Origin of the sequence: Calothrix sp. NIES-3974, assembly GCF_002368395.1 — a bacterium.
In the GTDB taxonomy this organism is placed as follows: domain Bacteria; phylum Cyanobacteriota; class Cyanobacteriia; order Cyanobacteriales; family Nostocaceae; genus NIES-3974.
In genome coordinates, this window is the sequence record NZ_AP018254.1 from 530297 (window position 1) to 549034 (window position 18738).

At 41.4% G+C, this 18738-nt stretch carries 16 protein-coding genes; 6 read left to right on the forward strand and 10 right to left on the reverse strand.

The genetic code is table 11. From position 1 onward, the window contains the following. Nucleotides 1-265: 265 nt before the first annotated feature. The 3 genes from CDC37_RS02025 (at nucleotide 266) to CDC37_RS02035 (ending at nucleotide 4915) form a co-directional block, all read left to right on the forward strand. A complete protein-coding gene (locus CDC37_RS02025; RefSeq protein WP_096620254.1) occupies nucleotides 266-1018 on the forward strand; it encodes an acyltransferase in 753 nt (250 codons plus the stop codon). Between the two features lie 837 nt (nucleotides 1019-1855). After that, complete coding sequence (locus CDC37_RS02030; protein ID WP_096625825.1) at nucleotides 1856-1972, forward strand: photosystem II reaction center protein I; 117 nt, start codon at nucleotides 1856-1858, stop codon at nucleotides 1970-1972. A 330-nt stretch (nucleotides 1973-2302) separates the two neighbouring features. After that, on the forward strand, nucleotides 2303-4915 hold the full coding sequence (locus CDC37_RS02035) for a DUF3769 domain-containing protein (RefSeq protein ID WP_096620255.1): 2613 nt from the start codon (nucleotides 2303-2305) through the stop codon (nucleotides 4913-4915). Nucleotides 4916-5116: 201 nt separating this feature from the next. Here the strand turns inward: CDC37_RS02035 and CDC37_RS02040 are convergent, their stop codons facing one another. From CDC37_RS02040 to CDC37_RS02080, 9 genes are all read right to left on the reverse strand, one after another. After that, on the reverse strand, nucleotides 5117-6001 hold the full coding sequence (locus CDC37_RS02040; RefSeq protein ID WP_096620256.1) for a YihY/virulence factor BrkB family protein: 885 nt from the start codon (nucleotides 5999-6001) through the stop codon (nucleotides 5117-5119). 839 nt (nucleotides 6002-6840) lie between these two features. Further along, nucleotides 6841-7608, reverse strand: coding sequence for a phycobilisome rod-core linker polypeptide (locus tag CDC37_RS02045; protein ID WP_096620257.1), 768 nt, complete (start codon nucleotides 7606-7608; stop codon nucleotides 6841-6843). 121 nt (nucleotides 7609-7729) lie between these two features. Next, on the reverse strand, nucleotides 7730-8458 hold the full coding sequence (locus CDC37_RS02050; protein WP_096620258.1) for a phycobilisome rod-core linker polypeptide: 729 nt from the start codon (nucleotides 8456-8458) through the stop codon (nucleotides 7730-7732). A gap of 149 nt (nucleotides 8459-8607) precedes the next feature. Further along, nucleotides 8608-9033 (reverse strand): HNH endonuclease, encoded by a 426-nt coding sequence (locus tag CDC37_RS02055; RefSeq protein WP_096620259.1) that lies wholly within the window; start codon nucleotides 9031-9033, stop codon nucleotides 8608-8610. Continuing rightward, entirely contained in the window at nucleotides 9030-9368 is a 339-nt protein-coding gene (locus CDC37_RS02060; protein ID WP_096620260.1) for a hypothetical protein, read from the reverse strand. Before CDC37_RS02060 ends, CDC37_RS02055 begins: the two co-directional genes overlap by 4 nt. A 156-nt stretch (nucleotides 9369-9524) precedes the next feature. Beyond that, entirely contained in the window at nucleotides 9525-10130 is a 606-nt protein-coding gene (locus tag CDC37_RS02065; protein ID WP_096620261.1) for a hypothetical protein, read from the reverse strand. A gap of 209 nt (nucleotides 10131-10339) precedes the next feature. Next, the gene (locus CDC37_RS02070; RefSeq protein WP_096620262.1) at nucleotides 10340-10924 is read right to left on the reverse strand and encodes a phycobiliprotein lyase; all 585 of its coding nucleotides are present in this window, start codon (nucleotides 10922-10924) and stop codon (nucleotides 10340-10342) included. 605 nt (nucleotides 10925-11529) lie between these two features. Next, the gene (locus CDC37_RS02075) at nucleotides 11530-12123 is read right to left on the reverse strand and encodes an ATP-dependent Clp protease proteolytic subunit (RefSeq protein ID WP_096620263.1); all 594 of its coding nucleotides are present in this window, start codon (nucleotides 12121-12123) and stop codon (nucleotides 11530-11532) included. A 153-nt stretch (nucleotides 12124-12276) separates the two neighbouring features. Then, on the reverse strand, nucleotides 12277-12942 hold the full coding sequence (locus CDC37_RS02080; RefSeq protein WP_096620264.1) for an ATP-dependent Clp protease proteolytic subunit: 666 nt from the start codon (nucleotides 12940-12942) through the stop codon (nucleotides 12277-12279). A 424-nt stretch (nucleotides 12943-13366) separates the two neighbouring features. On the opposite strand from CDC37_RS02080, the gene CDC37_RS02085 reads away from it, so the two are divergent. Continuing rightward, on the forward strand, nucleotides 13367-14614 hold the full coding sequence (locus CDC37_RS02085) for a vWA domain-containing protein (protein ID WP_096620265.1): 1248 nt from the start codon (nucleotides 13367-13369) through the stop codon (nucleotides 14612-14614). A 125-nt stretch (nucleotides 14615-14739) separates the two neighbouring features. Here the strand turns inward: CDC37_RS02085 and CDC37_RS02090 are convergent, their stop codons facing one another. After that, entirely contained in the window at nucleotides 14740-15111 is a 372-nt protein-coding gene (locus tag CDC37_RS02090) for a zinc ribbon domain-containing protein (RefSeq protein ID WP_096620266.1), read from the reverse strand. 127 nt (nucleotides 15112-15238) lie between these two features. On the opposite strand from CDC37_RS02090, the gene CDC37_RS02095 reads away from it, so the two are divergent. Beyond that, a complete protein-coding gene (locus tag CDC37_RS02095; protein WP_231943193.1) occupies nucleotides 15239-17539 on the forward strand; it encodes a hypothetical protein in 2301 nt (766 codons plus the stop codon). Nucleotides 17540-17916: 377 nt separating this feature from the next. Then, a complete protein-coding gene (locus CDC37_RS02100; RefSeq protein WP_096620267.1) occupies nucleotides 17917-18678 on the forward strand; it encodes a hypothetical protein in 762 nt (253 codons plus the stop codon). Nucleotides 18679-18738 lie beyond the last annotated feature (60 nt).

Below are 18738 nucleotides of genomic sequence, written 5' to 3' on the forward strand. Positions count from 1 at the left end.
AGCCTTTAAATCATCACTGTATAGAGAATTAAATCTCAAAAAATATAGGACTTACACACTCGTTGTGAGAAATCAGGTGTTTGGGATTGCTACCTTACGACCCTACGGTCGATCCGCTACGCGAAGAAGTGCAATGACGATATTGACATTGTTCTTGCGTAAGTCCTGAAAATATCAAAAGTGTTTTTTGTATCTAGTTGGTTTGAAAAGTACATTTTGCCATTTTTATTCGCCAAAATTTTTTAGTAACATCTGTGTTCGCATCATGAATGGAAGAATCACGAATAAAAAAATTCATCGCCTTCTCGAATTCATCCTCCTCAATTTGCTTTCAGGAATTCCCACCCGGATTATCGGTTCCCATTTACGAGTGTGGTTTTATCGGTTAATTTTTCGACGGATTGGTAAAAACACCTGGATTCAACATAATGTGGATTTTATGAATACATCAGCAATTGAATTGGGTGATGGAGTACAAATCCTAAGAAATGTGAATGTGAATGCCATCGGGGATAACAACAGAGTCATTTTTGAAGATGGTGTTCAGATTCAATACGGGGTCGATATTCGTGCTTTGGATAACACATACTTTTTTATAGATAAGGATACATATATTGGTCCCTATGTTTGTTTTGCTGGTCCAGGAAATATCCGCATTGGCAAATCTTGTTTAATCGCCGCCCATACGGGTATACATGCGAACAACCATAATTTTGCCGATCCAACGGTTGATATTGCTTCCCAAGGAGTAACCCGGAAAGGGATTGTGATTGGTGATGACTGTTGGTTGGGTCATGGTGTCACAGTTATCGATGGAGTGACGATTGGTAAAGGTTGTGTAATTGGTGCAGGTTCTGTGGTGACTAGGGATATTCCCCCCTATTCGGTTGCGGTTGGGGTTCCAGCGAAAGTAATTAGACAACGAAAACCAACCTTGAATCAGTCGGAGGAAGTACAGCAACGAGAAAGGATAGAGATGGAACAGTTGATGAGAATAGAACGCATTTCTAGTAGATAGGAATTACAGACAAAGTGTTTTACCTGGATGTTGAGCGAGTAAGTTATACTTCGTATACTGAATATTTCCTTTTTGTTTTGTTGACAGTTGACGGATGATAGTTTATCTGTGAGCATTATCCGTATTATTGAAAGCTCAGTGGATGAACGTGGTAATTATATAACCTGTCTTCTCATCGGTGAACGGTAAACGTTGAGCAATAACTGAATATGCTTTCTACTCCCTATTCCCTGTACAGACGACCCGACGGGTCGTCTGTACGGACTATCCCCTAGGAGAAAATCCGGGATCAACCTGAAGTAACGCTTTGATTTTCTTTCTCACTTGAAAGTGAGTATTAAGTGGGAAAACTGCTCTGATTTCAAACAGCAAATTGGGCTAAGTGCATCTATAGGTTTGGTGTCAGCAGTACATATAGGCTAATCCCCGTGAATTTTCGGGATTTGCTCCAATAGGTTTTTAGAGAAGATAGACTGGGAAACCTAGCAGACCATTTAACGTCAACAAGCACAAGAGTCAATACTTGGAGCTAGGAATTCATTGGTTGCTAACCAGCTGTAAACATTTCTGAAACTCACTGAGTCACAACTGTAAATTTCCGCCAAAAAGGGGTGAGATTTGGGTAAGATAATTAGAGTTGTAGTTTTTGCATTGCCAAAGCGCTGAGGAAAAGGGGATTTTTCATGATTCCTGGAGTCACTAAAATTCCAGTTCTGGATGCAGCATTGAGGTGAAAGGGGTGCGATGACTAGGTGTTTTCCCTGGTTTTTTCAACTCTATATCCTGGTTTTTGCTGTGATTAGCGCTTTCAAAATATACCCAAAGGAATTTAAGGTTATGCTGGCTTTAAAAGTAGTTGTTTACATTGTTGTTGCCTTCTTTGTTTCATTGTTTGTGTTTGGATTTTTGTCCAATGACCCTGCTCGTAACCCCGGTCGTCGTGATTTCGAGTAATACTGCGGCAATGTTTTCCAGTCCAAATTTTGTGCATGTTTTGCGTATTATGGCAGGTTGGACTGGAAATTTGGCACATATAAAATGCTGGGTATAATCGTTTTTCTCTAGGCAGATGTTGTTGTGACTGATACATTAATTTCTTTCATCACAAATGCGATCGCTCAATGGGAAAATCTGTCTGAAAATGACAAATGAATCGAATTCCTAGCAAAAGTGTTGTAGCTGTAACTAAACAAATTGCTTGATGTTCAGGCAAAATTGTCGAGTCGGGAGGTTGTTCCTTCCGACTATTTGTTGACTACTTATTAGGCATAGCTTTGCTGCAATATGGTTTACCCCTTTGTGCCACCTCACCTGTCCTTAGCTGTAGCAACGTTTCCATCTGCAAGTGTGGTTTCCACTAGTGTAGATGCAAAGGATGACCAAATTCAACCCCCGGAGGTTGAACAGGTCAATTCCAAACAGCTAGATTCTCCATTATCCCCAACTGAATCTCCTACATCCAGCCATGTTGAAATTGTAGATGGTGCTGGACAGGTAAAATCAGGGGTTGATGGGTTAAATTCACGGAATCAAAATGTCAATAAAAGTACTATAAATCCTAGTAGTATCCCGGAAATATTCCCCCCGGAGTTCACCCCCAATGATGACAAACCAACTCAAAATAGTGCCAAGTTATTAGGCTCTGGTCTAGAAATAGGTATCCCCATTTTACCTGGTTTAGAAAGCGGTGAATCTTGGCGATCGCCAACATCATTTGCGGTTAATCTTGATACTATCAAAAAAACTACACATAATTCTCAAAATCGGCCATCAGAGGCTGGTCAAAATATTTCTAATTCTAATTACTTACCTTCACAAAAAACCACCTATACTAATTCTGCTCCCAATCAAGTAAGTACAGTACAACCTCTAAGGGTAAAATTTAGTACCCTTGCCAATCACGACGACCCCCGTCCCTCCACCCTGGAATTTAAATCACGGACAGGAACTAACAGTACACCGACAACGATTGATTTTACTTCCAAGGAGCAGCCAGTAATTCAAAGCCAAAACAATCAAAATAATCAAACACCAGCCAACAACCAAAATACACGGCGAATAGTTGAAGTGATTGCCGACCGTCAAGAATACGATGAACAAAGACGGGTGGTGACAGCAGAAGGTAAGGTCGTTGTCCGATTTGATGGTGCAGTGATGGATGCGGATCGGGTGCAAGTTAGCCTGGATAATTTAATTGCCGTTGGGGATGGTAATGTTGCTCTCACCCGTGGGGATCAAGTTTTGCGGGGGGGACGCTTTGTTTACAATTTTATTCAGGACAGTGGTGAAATTCAGCGTGGTAGCGGCGAAATATTTATACCTAGCGCGGGGACAGACTTGTCATTTACACCAAGTGTAGCTGGTGGTGTTCCCCGTCAACCCTTAAGCGATCGCATTCGTCAACGCCAACCATTGACGGGTGTGGGGAGTCCGGGGGGAATTGATGTTAACTTGGGGGGAAATCCTGATGTCAGTAATCTGAATTTATCGAGACAGGGAGGAGAAGTCAGACGTATCCGGTTTGAAGCTGGACGCATTGACTTTTTTCCCCGTGGTTGGCAAGCTGAAGATGTGCGGTTAACTAATGATCCCTTTTCTCCTCCTGAATTAGAATTACGGGCAAACCGTGTCACCCTTACCCGTGAATCTCCATTTAGAGATCGAGTTCGCACCCAAGGACAAAGATTAGTTTTCGATGGAGGTTTTTCCTTACCCATACCCTATAACCAACAGGTAATCGACCGACGGGGACGGAATGTCACACCCTTAATCGCATCACCGGGATTTGATGGTGACAGACGGGGAGGATTGTTTTTGGAACGGAGATTTGAACCGGTAAATACGGAAACCGTGCAATGGAGCATCACCCCCCAGTTTTTTGCCCAAAAAGCAGTGACTAATAATGCTGGTAATTTTGCCTCCCTATTCGGCTTAAAAAGTCAAGTCACAGCTTTGCTTGGTCCTCAAAGTCGAGTTGATGGTCAAGCAAGTTTAGAGAGTCTGGATTTAGGAGACATTGATAACAACCTGCGGGCAAATTTACGCTTTCAGCAAGTGATTGGGGATACCAGACCCCACCTATTCAACCTGGATTTTAATTACCGCGATCGCCTGTACAATGGTACCCTGGGTTTTCAACGTGTTCAAAGCAGTTTAGGAGCGGTAATTCTTTCACCAGTTATTCCCCTGGGTAAAACCGGCTTAAATGCAACTTACCAAGCCGGTGCCCAATATATCAATGCTAACACTGACCGCTTGGATTTACTTGAACCAATTCGCAATAATGATTTAATTTCTCTGGGGAGATTTCAGGGAAACGCCAAAATCTTTGGTAGTATCCCCATTTGGCGCGGTCAAACCCTACCAGCGACCTCCACCGAGGGACTGAAATATACGGCGAACCCAGTTTTACCCTATTTAAATGCCTTTGGAGAAGTCAATGGGACGGCTACCTATTATACCAATGGTGATAGTCAAAATACCTTAATTGGGACAATTGGATTGGAGGGACAAATTGGTAATTTTTCCAAACAGGTTTTAGATTACACTGGTTTCCGTCTGAGTTATTCCCAAGGGGTACGTGATGGGAAATCACCATTTTTATTTGATCGATTTGTGGATAACCGCTTGTTAAATTTTGGTATTGTCCAGCAAATTTATGGACCATTCCGTTTTGGTTTCCAAACATCCCTCAACCTGGATAACGGTAAAAGTAGCAGTACAGAATACTCCCTAGAATACAGTCGTCGCACCTACGGGGTGACACTGCGTTATAACCCGGTTTTGGAACTCGGTGGAATTAGTTTCCGCATCAGTGACTTTAACTGGACTGGGGGAACCGATCCGTTTGCAGGAGACGAATTTACCCCAGTTGTGGGAGGTGTGGAACAGAGATAGAAAATCGGAGGTATCTAATCTTACTATTCCTGTAAACCTGTTTTTGATGGCAAGAATATATAATTATAATTAAGTGGGTTCAACATCTAGGATTAGGATTGCGATCGCATAAATTCTCAATTCACTTGCTACGTCTCTACGCGACAATAATTTTGGTGTTAATCCAAAATCTAAAATCGAACATCCTTTCATCCCATCGGGTTAGCTTTTGCGATTCGCATAGGTTGCGTATTTATCCGGTAGGATACGTCCACCAAATTTACGAGCGTACACCTGGGTAAATTCGGCTCCGAAAAATAAAATTTGGGCTGAATAGTAAACCCAAGCCAATATAATCACCAGGGAACCCGCAGCACCGTAGGTAGAACCAAAACTTCCCCGTGCTAAATAAATTCCCAATACTGATTTACCAATGGTAAACAGTAAAGCCGTAATAATTGCTCCCACCCAAACATCACTCCAGCGAATTTTCACATCGGGCAAGAATTTATACATTAGTGCAAACATCCCCGTGATGCTGAAAAAGGAAAATAGGAAGTCAACCAACCGCCATATCCCAGGGATACCAGGTAGAAGACCGCTAAAGTAGGTATTAATCGCCGAGAGAATGGCACTGGCAATTAGGGATACCAATAACAAAAAACCGATTCCCAAGACTGCGGAAAAGGATAAAATCCGCTTGCGAATTATGACCATCAATCCCTGCTTGGGTTTAACTTTCACATCCCAAATGATATTTAAAGACTCTTGGAGTTCTGCGAATACACCGGAAGCACCAAATAATAACGCAATAATACTGATAATGGAAGCCACACTGCTAACATCGGGTTGACTAGCATTTTGGATAGCTGTTTCAATAACTTTAGCGCCTTCCGTACCCACCAAACCTTGAATTTGACCGACAATTTCCCCCCGTGCTGCTTCCTCCCCAAAAATAGCCCCAGCAATTGCGATCGCAATGATCAATAGGGGTGCTAGGGAAAAAATTGTGTAGTATGCAAGAGCAGCAGCTAAACGAGATGCACCGTCTTGTTGCCATTCATGAAATGTTTCTTTTAATAACCGAAAAATCAACCGTACACTCATTTTGGATTTTGGATTTTAGATTTTGGATTTTGGATTACTCTTCGGTCGATCCGCTAGCCTAAAGGCATGGCTTTCGCCAACGCGTCTATGGATTTTGGATTTATCAGGTGGTAAAAATAATTTAACTATAATTTCGCGATATTTTGTTTCTCGTAATTTTCAAGAAACATCTAGGGAATATGTTTTTTGAGAAGTCAGGTGATTCAGCTTCAACTGATTAGTATAGGTATTCAAGTACAAATATTGCTCTATCTTGAGATGTTTATATGGTGATTCTTTAGACATAGAAATATTTGTCAACATCCATAGTCCAAACCTCTCACTAACCAACACATACACACATCCAAAGTCTACCCCCAACCCCAATACACTTCCGTTAAGGTTGTAGATAATTGTAGGTTAGGTTCCGGTGCATAAATCAATTTGCAGCGATATTACTAATTTTCTGCATCGTAACCCAACATTTCAACCTCATCTTGTCGAGTGATTCAGCGATAAATGTAGCCTATTTTGATTAATTATCATATTTATTGTTATGGTGAATTTATTTGTCTTCCATATTAGTTTTGTTGGGTACTCTAAAAGAAGCAAGCTACCACTTCATTCCACCCAAACGACTTGAGATTATTTATCACTACTCCCTACTCCCCACTCCCTGCAATTTTGACAAATCCCCAAAAACTAAGGTCATTAGCCGACATCCAAAATCAAAGCTGTAAACCAAACACAAAATTTGGATTTATAACTCTAGACTCTTGATTAACGACTAATGACCAGTTGCATTCAAATGTATTAGGTAACTAGAAAATAAGTACTACTTACCTAGGACTTTTGAATACTTATCTGATACCCGCTAACTGACGATAGGGAACCTCGCGGTCGTAGTCAATGTTAAGCGGCGAAACCTTCTGTGGCATATTTACAGATGGGTTGATACTTTGTGCCATTGCCAAGAAATTGCGTGGATCTCCCGCTTTGGGTTGTTTTTCTTGGGGTACATAGCTGCGGACAATGGTCTGCCAAATAATTTGGGGGAAACCCAGTTTCGCACGATAGTATTCGTTGTAACGGGGTGATTTGATGTTGAATGGCAGTTCACCTTCCGCACGACCGGGGAGAACACGACGACGTTGGTAGGGTACGGTGGAGTAGCCAAAGTTCTCTAGATACTCATCGCTATCTAGTAATTGGTCTACAAATCCTTTAATCCCCTTGGTGGCAACTACAATCGACCAAGCAATTTTTTCCCGTTCGCTGTAAACATCACGACCTAAGACCTTTTGGACGCAATGCTCAACGAAGCGGTAATTGCTGTTTAAATCGTAGAAGCTCTTTTTAAAGGTGTTTGAAAGCAATAACCCCCGAATGAAGTCACGGACGGTGATTTGTCCGCTACGTAGCTGGGATTCGAGAAATCTTTCCCGGTCTGCTTTAAAAGCGTGGAAAAAAATCTGACGATAGGCTGCTTCAATTAAAGCGTCCATATCCGAAGCTGAGAGCAAGTTATCGGTCGAGAAAATTCTCGGTTGCTCTTCGTTCGGAACTTCGTAACCAGCAACGCGTCCGTTTTGACTTTTGGGTGCGTATTCTAAAAGAGGAATCGCCACAGAGAACCTCCCTTGAGGTTAATTAAAATTAACAAGTTTACAACATATCTTAAGGGAGTCTCCGGGGCCTATTCTGAGGAAGATGATAAAAATTAACGAAACTTAATTCAGTGGGGGTTAATTAGGCTGGGTTGAACCCATATCCGATGGCTAGGGTGAGAATTGCGACAGCAGCAAAAATCATCAACACACCAACTGCGGCTTGCCAATTAGCATTGCGGAGGAATGGGGGATTGAAGGGTTGGGTAGCCCTATCTAAACGGTAAATCTTACCACGGGGTTGACTGTCGCGGTAGTAGGAATCGTATCTAGCCATCCGCGCAAAGGGTTGGTCTCCGATACTTCTTTGGGGTAGGATTCTGCGACGTTGGTAGGGGACGGTGTGAAAGCCAAAATTGTTGATGTATTCTTCGCTATTTAGTAATTCATCAATAAAGCCGTTTAGACCTTTTGTTGCTAAAACTATTGACCAAGCAAGTTTTTCTTGCTCATTATAAACTTCCCGTCCCAAGATGCGTTGGATACACATTTGGACAAAGCGGTAGTTATTATTAGTTTCGTAATTGCGACGACGAAATTGGTCAGAGGTAGCAAGTCCACGGATAAAGTCGCGAACACTAATTTGTCCAGCTCGTAATTGGGATTCTAAAAATGTTTGTCGTGCGGATAAAGTCATTTGTTGTTCATGAAAAATCTGCCGGTAAGCAGCCGCAATTAAGGTGTCTAATTCGGAGTTTGTGAGTAAATTATCCGTGGTAAAAATACGGGGTTGCTCGTCTCCAGGAATTTCATATGCCGTCACCCGTTGATTTTGGGAAGAGGGTGCATAATTTAACAAAGGAAGTGCCATGTTTACCGTCTCCACTGGCTTTGTGGGAAAAATTGAGTTTGATTTTATTAACAACTAATCTGTGGTCATTGATTGTTAATCCCTCACAATTCCCGATAATTTTCGGTAAATAAATATATATATACAGTTTTATTTGCAATCAACTTTGATTATATATTTGGCGGATGTTCTCCTAATCTTACCCACATTTTCCGTACACGAACTAATTGTGGGCGATTCATTTTTAAAGCGGAAACTGTCACTCTACCAACAGAGTCTAAAGCAATAATTTCTGTTCCGTTCTCACTCCAGGCAAAATGCTCAGACCATATTTGTTGCTGTGGATTCAATAAAGAAACTTGTTGTTTAGTCTCTTCATCCCAAAAACTTTGACGGGATGCTTTATAACGATTACAAGAAGGGCAAGATAAACAGAGATTTTCAAAAACTGTTTCTCCTCCAGATGAGAGGGGAGTGATATGTTCAAACTCAAAATTTGTTACCGTCAGGTATTCAGCCGTATGGCAATAAGCACAACAAGCAGCAAACTTAGCTCTAATTTGACGTTGTAAATCAACAGAAATATAAACACTCACGCAGTGTTTTGATTCCTTTTCATTTGCAAAGTATATCTAGCCCGAGTTTTCAGAATATTTAATTGGTCAACCTGCGCTAATAAATGGTCTAAATTATCTTTTTCTTCGACGGATAGGGTGTTATCAGCATTTCTGGCTAGTAAATCATTTAACTCTTCTTGTTTTTTCGAGGACAACATACTTTCTGACAAAGCTTGTAATTCTTCCCAGCTTAAACTAGTTAAAATTTCATCATCTGTCGATAATTCGGTTAGTTGCTGGTAAGTTTGTAAATCTAACAGCACACCAACTGCTTCTCCGTCTTGATTAATAATATACTGCAATGATTTATGCATAACAAATATTAACTTTCATCGCTACTAACTCTATTCTATAGGAATCCTACTTAAATATTGAATAAGACGAAGTACGGCATCAGTCTTATCCTGTATTTCTCACAAATTCTTAAAACTTACAGGGAGTAGGGAGTAGAAGGAAAATTAATCCCTCACTCAAGACGTATAACTTACTTGTGAGAAATCCGGGTTATATGGTTGTCCAAACCAAAAAGCTAATGGGTCAATCATTAACTGACAATGGGGATAATTAGACAACCATGCTTCCATTGTTTCTGGTTCCCAAATTGGTAAATCCAGTCCTAAACCGAGACATAAATGGGTGAGAATCTTGGCAAACTGTTCCCCGTGACCAACATCACCCACACAAGCATGGGCATACTCATGGGCAACAATACCCAACCAATGATTGGGTGAGGTGCGACCAACATCGATTAAAATGGCGATAGGATTGACAAAAATATTGCATAACCCATCAATCCCAAATTGCTCTGCTAGGGGTGTGGCGAAAATTTGAATTGCCGGGCGATCGCAAAGAGCAAAACACTGGTGACAAGCATCTAAATAATCTGTTAAGGTCGCGTTTACTGCTTGGATATTTTCGCCAATCCAGGTGCAAATCTCTCGATGATGATGATAATTGGCTAGACCTCCATCATCGATCACATCAATCATCAAGGGGGATAAAGCTAAACGGCGAACTTGTCGCAGGTAGCTAATCCCACGCCAAAATGCATCAAATTTTACATCAGGATGGCTCATCCAAACAGTAAGCGGTAATTAAATCATTCCCTAACTACTTCAATACTTCACCACATAAATTTTCATGGCTTAGTCTAGGACAACCCTGTGGGTATAGTGGCTCATATTATATCTTTTTCGGAGTTAGAGCTACTACAACGAACCCCTCAGAGCTTGCTTATATGGTCAAGTACTAGAATTTGTTGACTGTTAACTGTTTAACTTGAAAACTACCAACCGAGGAGGGAGGGTTGGGTAATCTCCACACTGCTGCTGGTTAAAGCAGTTTCATCTCCATAGCGAGTTTCCACGCAGAAAGAGGCTGTGCTAAATCCACCGAAGCGCTTAACGGTACTGGTGCGCATCCGCAGATTTTCACCGTTAAACCAAAATCGTTCGATGGAACTCATGGTTTCATATTCGGTGGTTAAAACTAATCCATCTTCCTCATCTAAATGAAATTGTCCAACCACGGGGACTATTTCTGCATAACCCCGTTCTCTGAGTAAACGACCTGCACGGGGATTACCCGCATCGGGGACAATCGCGAATACAGTTTTACCTTCGTGGTTTTCTTCTCCTTCCCTGTCCCAAGCCATTGTTCCTAACCAACGTACCCGTGAACCACCGATAGATAGAGCGGGATCGATGTCATGCATCTGACACAGGTTAATAATTTCTGGGTCATCAGCTGTTAGGGTTTCAACTTGAATTTCTGATTCGCCAAATTCGGAGCGTTTGAATGCTAAATGGTGGGTTGTACGTGCAGATTTCCAGCGACCAGCACTCAGTTGAAAAAATTGCATTGCATCCATAGATTTTAATGGGGAATTGGAAACTCGCGATGATGTTTATATTTAACCCGCATTTCTCGCAAATCCTGAAAAATTATTTCTGAGTTGGGAGTGGGGAGTAGGGATTAGTAGGAAAATTAACCCGTTACTCAACACTTATCGCTTACTTGTGAGAAATGCAGGTTAGGAATATTATTACAAAATCATTAAAAATATAAAACCCCGACCTCTAGTGGTTTGTCACAACAGAAATGTATAGATAAAGATATATATAACTCAAATGTGGGCAGGATGCCCACACTACCACCATCTATCAAAATTAAAGTTGACAGACCACTGGGCAGATGCGGGACAAAAATTGAAGTCTATGGAGGGAACTCACATCTTGCACCAAGAAAAGCTGATGGAAATAGAATACTCAGTATAAAGCTCCAAGTGTTATTGTAGCATTAAAAACAAACAATAGTACTGTAGCTATATCGCGTATATTTTGAAATTCAACGTATGTATACGTAAAGGTGCAAGATATAAAGGAAGGTAAAATAACGTCAAATATTGTTGACCGTGAACTGTTACCAGTCGGCAGTCAACAATATTCTTGGGGATATTTCCAAAATTACCAGTAGTTAAACTCGTTCTTCAATCACCTTATCAATTAAGCCATATTCCTTGGCTTCTTGGGCGGACATGAAGAAATCTCGATCCATATCCTTTTCGATTTTTTCTAATGGTTGTCCGGTATTTTGGGCGTAGATACTGTTAAGCTGATGGCGAATGCGGATAATTTCGCGAGCTTCGATTTCGATATCACTTGCTTGTCCCCGTGTTCCACCGGAAGGTTGGTGAATCATGATGCGTGAATGGGGGAGGGCTAAACGTTTACCCTTGGTTCCCCCTGCGAGGAGAAAGGAACCCATTGATGCAGCCAATCCCACACAAATCGTCACCACATCGGATTTGATATGTTGCATGGTGTCGTAGATCATTAACCCAGATGTCACCATACCACCGGGGGAGTTGATATAGAGGAAAATATCTTTACCAGGTTCTTCCGAGTCGAGGTAAAGCATAACAGCAACGATTTGGTTGGCGATTTCATCATCCACGTCGCGGGGAAGAAAAATAATGCGATCGCGATACAGGCGATTATAAATATCTACCCACTGAGTATACTGTTCTCCTGGCATCCGGTAAGGGACTTTCGGAACACCGATAGGCATTTTCTTTAACTCCAATTTCTATAGGTTTGGATCGGGCTCTTTTTTAGTTATTGAGCAATACACAGAATGCGGAATACAAAATCCCTAAGCAATTGATTTTCCGACTGCTCCCTACTCCCTGTAAAGTTTTAGGGGTTGGCTCAAAATCTCAGATTAGAGGATACTGGCAGGAATTTGCGCTTTAGCGATATCTTGTTTGGTCTCGAATACTCGGTCAATTATTCCGTATTCTACTGCCTGCTGGGGAGTAATATAAAACATCCGATCCATGTCTTTTTCGATTTTCTCCTTGGGTTGTCCTGTGGTTCGGGAGAGAATATCCAACATGGTAGCTTTATTGGCTAAAACTTCCTTAGCACGGATTTGGATGTCTGTAGCCTGTCCTTGGGCATAGCTTTTGGGTTGATGTAAAACAATTGTGGCGTGGGGTAAACACGCACGGCAACCCTTTGTTCCTGCACTCAACAGCATTGCTGCCATTCCCATTGCCGTACCAATACAGATGGTGTGGATGGGAGGTTTGATGTACTTCATGGTGTCGTAAATGGCGAAAGCTTCGGTTTCAAAGCCAACCGGGTCGCCACTGTAACCGGAAGTACCAGTGGAGTTAATATAGATTTTGATCGGTTTTTCGGGGTCTTCAGATTGTAAATACAGAAGCTCGGCAACAATTAACTCTGTCACCGCAGGAACTAAAGGCATTCCCAAGTAAACAATTCGTTCCTTCAGGAGCAATGAGGGGAGGTCTGGGGGTGGGGTACGGTAGAAGTTATCGCCGTAATATTGGGCTTGCACAGCTTTCTTCGGGGAAATATCCATGAGCTTCCGTTGCTTGAAATAATGCCGTTAACTGTAATACATCCTAGCGCTTTGGCATACCTGTGTGGAGGTGTGGATTCCTCGATATACAAGCAGCAATGCCAGGATTTTTGTGAATATCATGAATATATCCGCAATCTCAATTCTACTCAAATTATTTCGATGGGGGATTGGGGATGGGTAATGGGGGGTTGGTGGTTTTGAATTGAGTGCTAGGGATGGATTAAAGATTATAGTGATTGAGTAACGATGTATAAAAAAACATCTTTTTCAAGTAGCTGATTAGATAATCTAGAACAAGACCTCAGCCAGAGGTTAATTAACGGCAAACATCCCCATCTCAGATCGAATATTTAAAATCCGTAGTGTTGAGATGAAGCGGTGAAGTTATTAAAATGTCAGTATCGCCTGGATAGAAAGGTTTATGAAGGTTAGCTTGCAGCCTGTGTTGAATGATGGCAACTTGGATGGAAATCAAGTTAATAGTCAACGTCAGTTAGCTATTTCCATTTCTGCGATCGCGGAATCGTTGGATCGAACCGCTCCCTTAAATCTCTGTTTGATCCTCGACCATAGCGGGTCAATGACTGGACGACCATTGGAAACCGTCAAACAAGCCGCTATGCGGATTGTCGATCGTTTAAGTCCTGGCGATCGCTTGAGTGTGGTGGCTTTTGATCACCGAGCGAAGGTATTGGTTCCCAATCAAGTAATTGAGAATCCGGAAAAAATTAAGCAGCAAATTAAGCGCTTAACTGCTGATGGGGGAACGGCTATTGATGAAGGAATGCGTTTAGGGATTGAGGAGTTGGCAAAGGGTAAAAAGGAAACTATTTCCCAGGCTTTTCTACTTACCGATGGCGAAAATGAACACGGTGATAATAATCGCTGTTTAAAGTTTGCCCAACTTGCCGCTAGCTACAATTTAACTTTAAATACTTTGGGGTTTGGTGATAATTGGAACCAAGATGTCTTGGAAAGTATTTCTGATGCTGCTGGTGGTTCCCTAACCCATATTGAACACCCAGAAGAGGCAGAAGCTCGCTTTAGTCAACTGTTTGACCGGATTCAAACCGTTGGTTTAACTAATGCCTATTTGTTATTTTCCCTCATGCCCAAGGTGCGATTTGCGGAACTGAAACCCGTGGCTCAGGTCTCCCCTGATACCATTGAGTTGGCTACCCAACAGGAAGCCGATGGACGTTTTTCCGTGCGCTTAGGGGATTTAATGAAGGATGCGGAACGGGTGGTTCTAGCCAACCTTTATACAGCCCAACTGGAACCCGGTTTACAAACCATTGCCAAACTCCAGGTACGTTACGATGACCCAGCCATCAACCAAACTGGTTTGTTATCGGAAACCATTCCTGTGGAAGTTAATGTGCAGCAGGTTTATCAACCCCAACCCAATCCGCAAGTCCAACAACATATTTTAGCCCTAGCGAAATACCGCCAAACCCAACTAGCGGAGACAAAATTACAGCAAGGCGATCGCGCTGGTGCTGCAACCATGTTACAAACTGCTGCGAAGACAGCTTTGCAAATGGGTGATCAAAATGCAGCTACGGTCTTACAAACTTCTGCCACCCGTCTCCAAGCTGGTGAGGAGTTGTCTGATGCTGACCGCAAGAAAACCCGCATTGTCTCCAAGACCATCCTTCAAGATTCTTAGGAAACCTAGGTAGTAGGGAGTAGGGAGTAGGGAAAACACTGCTTCATAGGTTCTAGTGTCAGCAGTACATGTAGCCTATTCACAGCAAAGCCAAACAAAAAATAGCTCATTCCTACTCCCCTATCCTAGGAAGCAGAAATAACTATAATCAAACAAATTATCAATAAGCCACAAATTAATAGTAAACTTTGATAACGCCGCATCCATATTTGTAAGCGTTTTCCCCAACTAGGTTGCTGAGTGGCTGCCATGCGTTTATTTTGGCGTTGTTCCCAATCGTCATAGAGAGTACATTCTTTCGCAAAAGGACGCTGGGGAAAATTACAACTATCATCTCGATCGTAGGTACAACCCGGACACAGATACCTATCTCCCTGCGCTCGATGTAAAGTAATGCCAGGATGACCAAACGCCTTTAATTCCGCTTGACAGTAAGGACAAGTCACGGCTTGGGAATCAACTTGTCGCTGACAACGATGACAAAATGTACTACTCAAGGTTTGATACCGTTTCCAGATTGGGTGTCTACACGTAGTTTAACTTCAAGATGACATCCTAATTGACCCTGATATTTTCGATTTTACACGGGAATAATAAAATAAAATTGCGAAGGACAGGGGCGAAATGGTGGTGGATATGCGGACGATTAAAATAATTCGGGCTGCGTTTCGAGAAATCCAAAAGCTACCTCCCGGTGACTTGCAGCGTGTGTATCAAATTTTGCATCGTTTGAGTAATGGGGACGAACGGCATACTAAGCCGTTACGCGGGTTTGAAAATTTGCTGCGAACTCGGTCGGGTCGATGGCGAGTGATTTGGCATCGTGAAGGGGAAGAAACGCTGATTGTGATTAAAGCTGGTTTACGGGGAGGTATTTATGATGATGCCTTCGATCGCGATCGCGCCCATCCCCAAGTGATTCAGGAGTTACTCAATCCCCAGGGTACGGAGTTATCTGAAAATCCTGCCTATCAGTGGAATTACGAGCAGGAGCGGGACTGGTATCGGTTTGTGTATGGCAGTTATCGGTATTCACCAATTTTGACCCACTATCAACGTCATGTTTTAGATGAACCCTTACGGTTACTATGTTCCCATTGGGAAAGTGCAACCATTGATGAGTATGAAGATAGTTCCTGCGTGGTGATTCAAAGCGCACCGGGTACAGGGAAAACGGTGTGTGCGACCCTATTTGCGTGTGAAATTCATCGAGCTTTTAACTGGAATACCATGTTAATTGTTCCGGAAGCATTGCGACGGGATATTTCCGAATTTGCAGAGGTAAAAACGGCTTTAGCTGATGAAAATTTTTGGTTAGGAACCTTTCCCCAATGGTTAGGAAAAATTAATCCAGATTTACACGAAAAACTGGCTTCACCCCAACAGGAATTAGCCGCATTGCGTGCAGCAATGAAATATACTAAGGAGGGTGAGGTGAGTAAAAGTGATATGTTGTTGTACCAAGCTTTTGTGTTGGAGGAAAATCAACAGCAGCAGCACAAAAATATTATGTACCAAGCGAATAGTCAGCGTTTGGAAAGTTTAATTAAAATCAGTAAAAAACACTTTTATAAGGCTTTAGCTTGTAGGATATCTCGATTAGATGCGGCGAGAATTGTGCAAAATACAAGTAATCTGAATCCGAGTAATTCGGAGTGTACGTTATTAATAGTTGATGAAGCCCAGGATTATCTATTAAGTGAGTTACAAGCAATTATTTCTGTTTGTAAATCATGGGCTGCACAAGGACATCAGACATTTTTATGGTTGTTAGGAGATTTAAATCAACGGATTCAACCAACGGATTTTACCTGGGGACAATTACATATTCGCAACACAATCGAACTATTACGTAATTATCGCAATTCTCGTCAGATTTTAGAATTTGCCAATCAATTTTGGCAACTCGCTCAACAAATTACATCCCAACATAAATGTAAGGAATTACCTACTCCCGCCAACCCAATTCATGCTTTTGAAAATGGCGAAAATGTGCGATTATTGGTATGTAATTCCCAAATGGACGCATTCAAATTTCTGGACAAATTAGCTGGAGAATGTGGTAAAGAAGAAAATCGTCGCTATTTATTGCGGGATTTGGCTAAAGCAGTCAAAATTTTAAGTACCCAACCCATCGCCAATCATGATAATTTAGTGATTTTAAACCCGGAACGAGCTAAAGGTCGGGAATTTGAAGCTTGTGTGGCATTTTGTTTATTTGCAGGAACAGGAACCCCAACCCTGGAAGAAACTTTTCGATGGTATACCCTACTTACAAGAGCGCGATCGCGGTTATTAGTAGTCGCAACCCAAGCAGAAATTGACCGTTTAAATGGCGATGGTACCGATTATTTTCAAAAATGCGATCGCGTTACTCCTGCAAATGCAATCAAGTGGATTACGGAAGTTGTCAGTGATGCTGATTTGAACCAAATTACTAGCGATGTTCAACAGCGATTACTCAAGCGTTGTGAAAGTGGTTATTTATATTGGGATACCTATTTGGCTTTGCAATTTGCTGGTATTGTGGGAATGGAAAAATCAACCTGGGAATTAGCAGCTATTTCCCGATTATCCCGTCATTCTGTTGACCATTTACAAGCAGAATTATCCCAAACTCAAAATATCCCCTTGAGATGTTTATTATTACGTGCATTAGGACATAGTTGGCAAGCGGTTGTTGAAGCGGAATCACTCAAAGATGTAGATAAAGCTGAATTTGAAAGTATTTTAAAAAGTATTGCCCATGATTTTGAACGCAAAGGTTTACCCTATGAAGCTGCAAGGGTACGTACTTTCATCTACGGTAATCATTGTCAGCAAAATCTGCCTTTTGGGAATGATATTATTTCCCAATCTTCACCGGATAAGCCTTTAGTGAGTTTACTTTGTCAAGCATTTATGGACAGAATTAATAATTTGTAATAGCCTGCGGCAACGCTTCGCGTACGTAATACCCGCTACGCGGGAAGCAAGCTACGTAATAGCCTGCGGCAAGCTACGTAATTATGAATTCTGGTTTTATTACTAAGACCTAAAAATTTTAGGGGTTAGCCTATATGTTAAGAGGAGGTTTGTCAAGTATTAATTATCACTATTTTGACTATCGTTTTGAATCTGGAAATGGGGTTATAAAGCTGATTTTTCCTTCAAGAGGATAGACGGGATATGTCGCGTCTCTTCCCATTCCCAAAAATGATAATTCAAGTGTTAAAAATGATTTTTTAAACAATCTCTAAGACTAACACCAACTACTCACTAATCACTACTCCCTATTCCCTATTTTCTAGCAATAAATCATCATGAAAACACCTACAGATATCGAAATTGCTCAACAATTAGAACAACTAGCTCAAACTATTGAAACCGGGATTAACTCTGCGAATGAGGTTTTAGCTAAAGCACAGCAAATTCAGACAGAAGTTTATACGGAAACGGAAAGGCTAACTAGTTTTAAATCGGAATTATTACAAATATACCAGGAGGTAAAATCCACTGCGAGAGATATTCAAAATTTACAATCGGAATTTCAAACTCATGTAAATATTGCTAACCAATTCCATGACGATGTGGAATTACACCTTAACCAAATTAAAACCTATGAAAATCACATCTCCCAATTAAACCAAGAATTAATTAATATCCGTTCCAGTTTAGCAATCACCCAAACCCAATTAGAACACTTTGAACAACAAATTCCTACACTGAACCAAAGACTACCCCAACACCTGGAGGAAATCAAACAGATAGAAGCAAAAATCCATCAAGACCAAATTCAACTGCAAGCACAAATTCAACAAATATCACAGACAAATACTAAATCCCAAGAAATCCTCCAAAATCTGGAACGTATCTTCACCCAAATCGGAGGTCAGCAAGGATTAGAAAAAATCCAACAGGACTATGCAAATAATCACCAAAATATCCAAAATGCCTATTTAGCAATTGAACGTCTAGAAACGAAACTAGATACACAAATTCAAAAACAGAATTTCCTGAAAATTTGGTTACTCATCCTCTCTATCGGTTTTGTCATCATTCTCGCTCTCATATTCCAAAAATAACCTCCATCCCCCATCCAGTTTTCAATTTCTCCTGTATCTTATATCCTGTATCCTGTATTC

Excerpts from the sequence above, each read along its gene's own strand:
- CDC37_RS02040 (WP_096620256.1), bottom strand. The coding sequence starts at position 6,001 with ATGAGTGTACGGTTGATTTTTCGGTTATTAAAAGAAACATTTCATGAA.
- CDC37_RS02100 (WP_096620267.1), top strand. The coding sequence starts at position 17,917 with ATGAAAACACCTACAGATATCGAAATTGCTCAACAATTAGAACAACTA.
- CDC37_RS02065 (WP_096620261.1), bottom strand. The coding sequence starts at position 10,130 with ATGAGCCATCCTGATGTAAAATTTGATGCATTTTGGCGTGGGATTAGC.
- CDC37_RS02085 (WP_096620265.1), top strand. The coding sequence starts at position 13,367 with ATGAAGGTTAGCTTGCAGCCTGTGTTGAATGATGGCAACTTGGATGGA.
- CDC37_RS02095 (WP_231943193.1), top strand. The coding sequence starts at position 15,239 with ATGGTGGTGGATATGCGGACGATTAAAATAATTCGGGCTGCGTTTCGA.
- CDC37_RS02025 (WP_096620254.1), top strand. The coding sequence starts at position 266 with ATGAATGGAAGAATCACGAATAAAAAAATTCATCGCCTTCTCGAATTC.
- CDC37_RS02060 (WP_096620260.1), bottom strand. The coding sequence starts at position 9,368 with ATGCATAAATCATTGCAGTATATTATTAATCAAGACGGAGAAGCAGTT.
- CDC37_RS02035 (WP_096620255.1), top strand. The coding sequence starts at position 2,303 with ATGGTTTACCCCTTTGTGCCACCTCACCTGTCCTTAGCTGTAGCAACG.
- CDC37_RS02075 (WP_096620263.1), bottom strand. The coding sequence starts at position 12,123 with ATGCCTATCGGTGTTCCGAAAGTCCCTTACCGGATGCCAGGAGAACAG.
- CDC37_RS02080 (WP_096620264.1), bottom strand. The coding sequence starts at position 12,942 with ATGGATATTTCCCCGAAGAAAGCTGTGCAAGCCCAATATTACGGCGAT.
- CDC37_RS02030 (WP_096625825.1), top strand. The coding sequence starts at position 1,856 with ATGCTGGCTTTAAAAGTAGTTGTTTACATTGTTGTTGCCTTCTTTGTT.
- CDC37_RS02050 (WP_096620258.1), bottom strand. The coding sequence starts at position 8,458 with ATGGCACTTCCTTTGTTAAATTATGCACCCTCTTCCCAAAATCAACGG.
- CDC37_RS02070 (WP_096620262.1), bottom strand. The coding sequence starts at position 10,924 with ATGGATGCAATGCAATTTTTTCAACTGAGTGCTGGTCGCTGGAAATCT.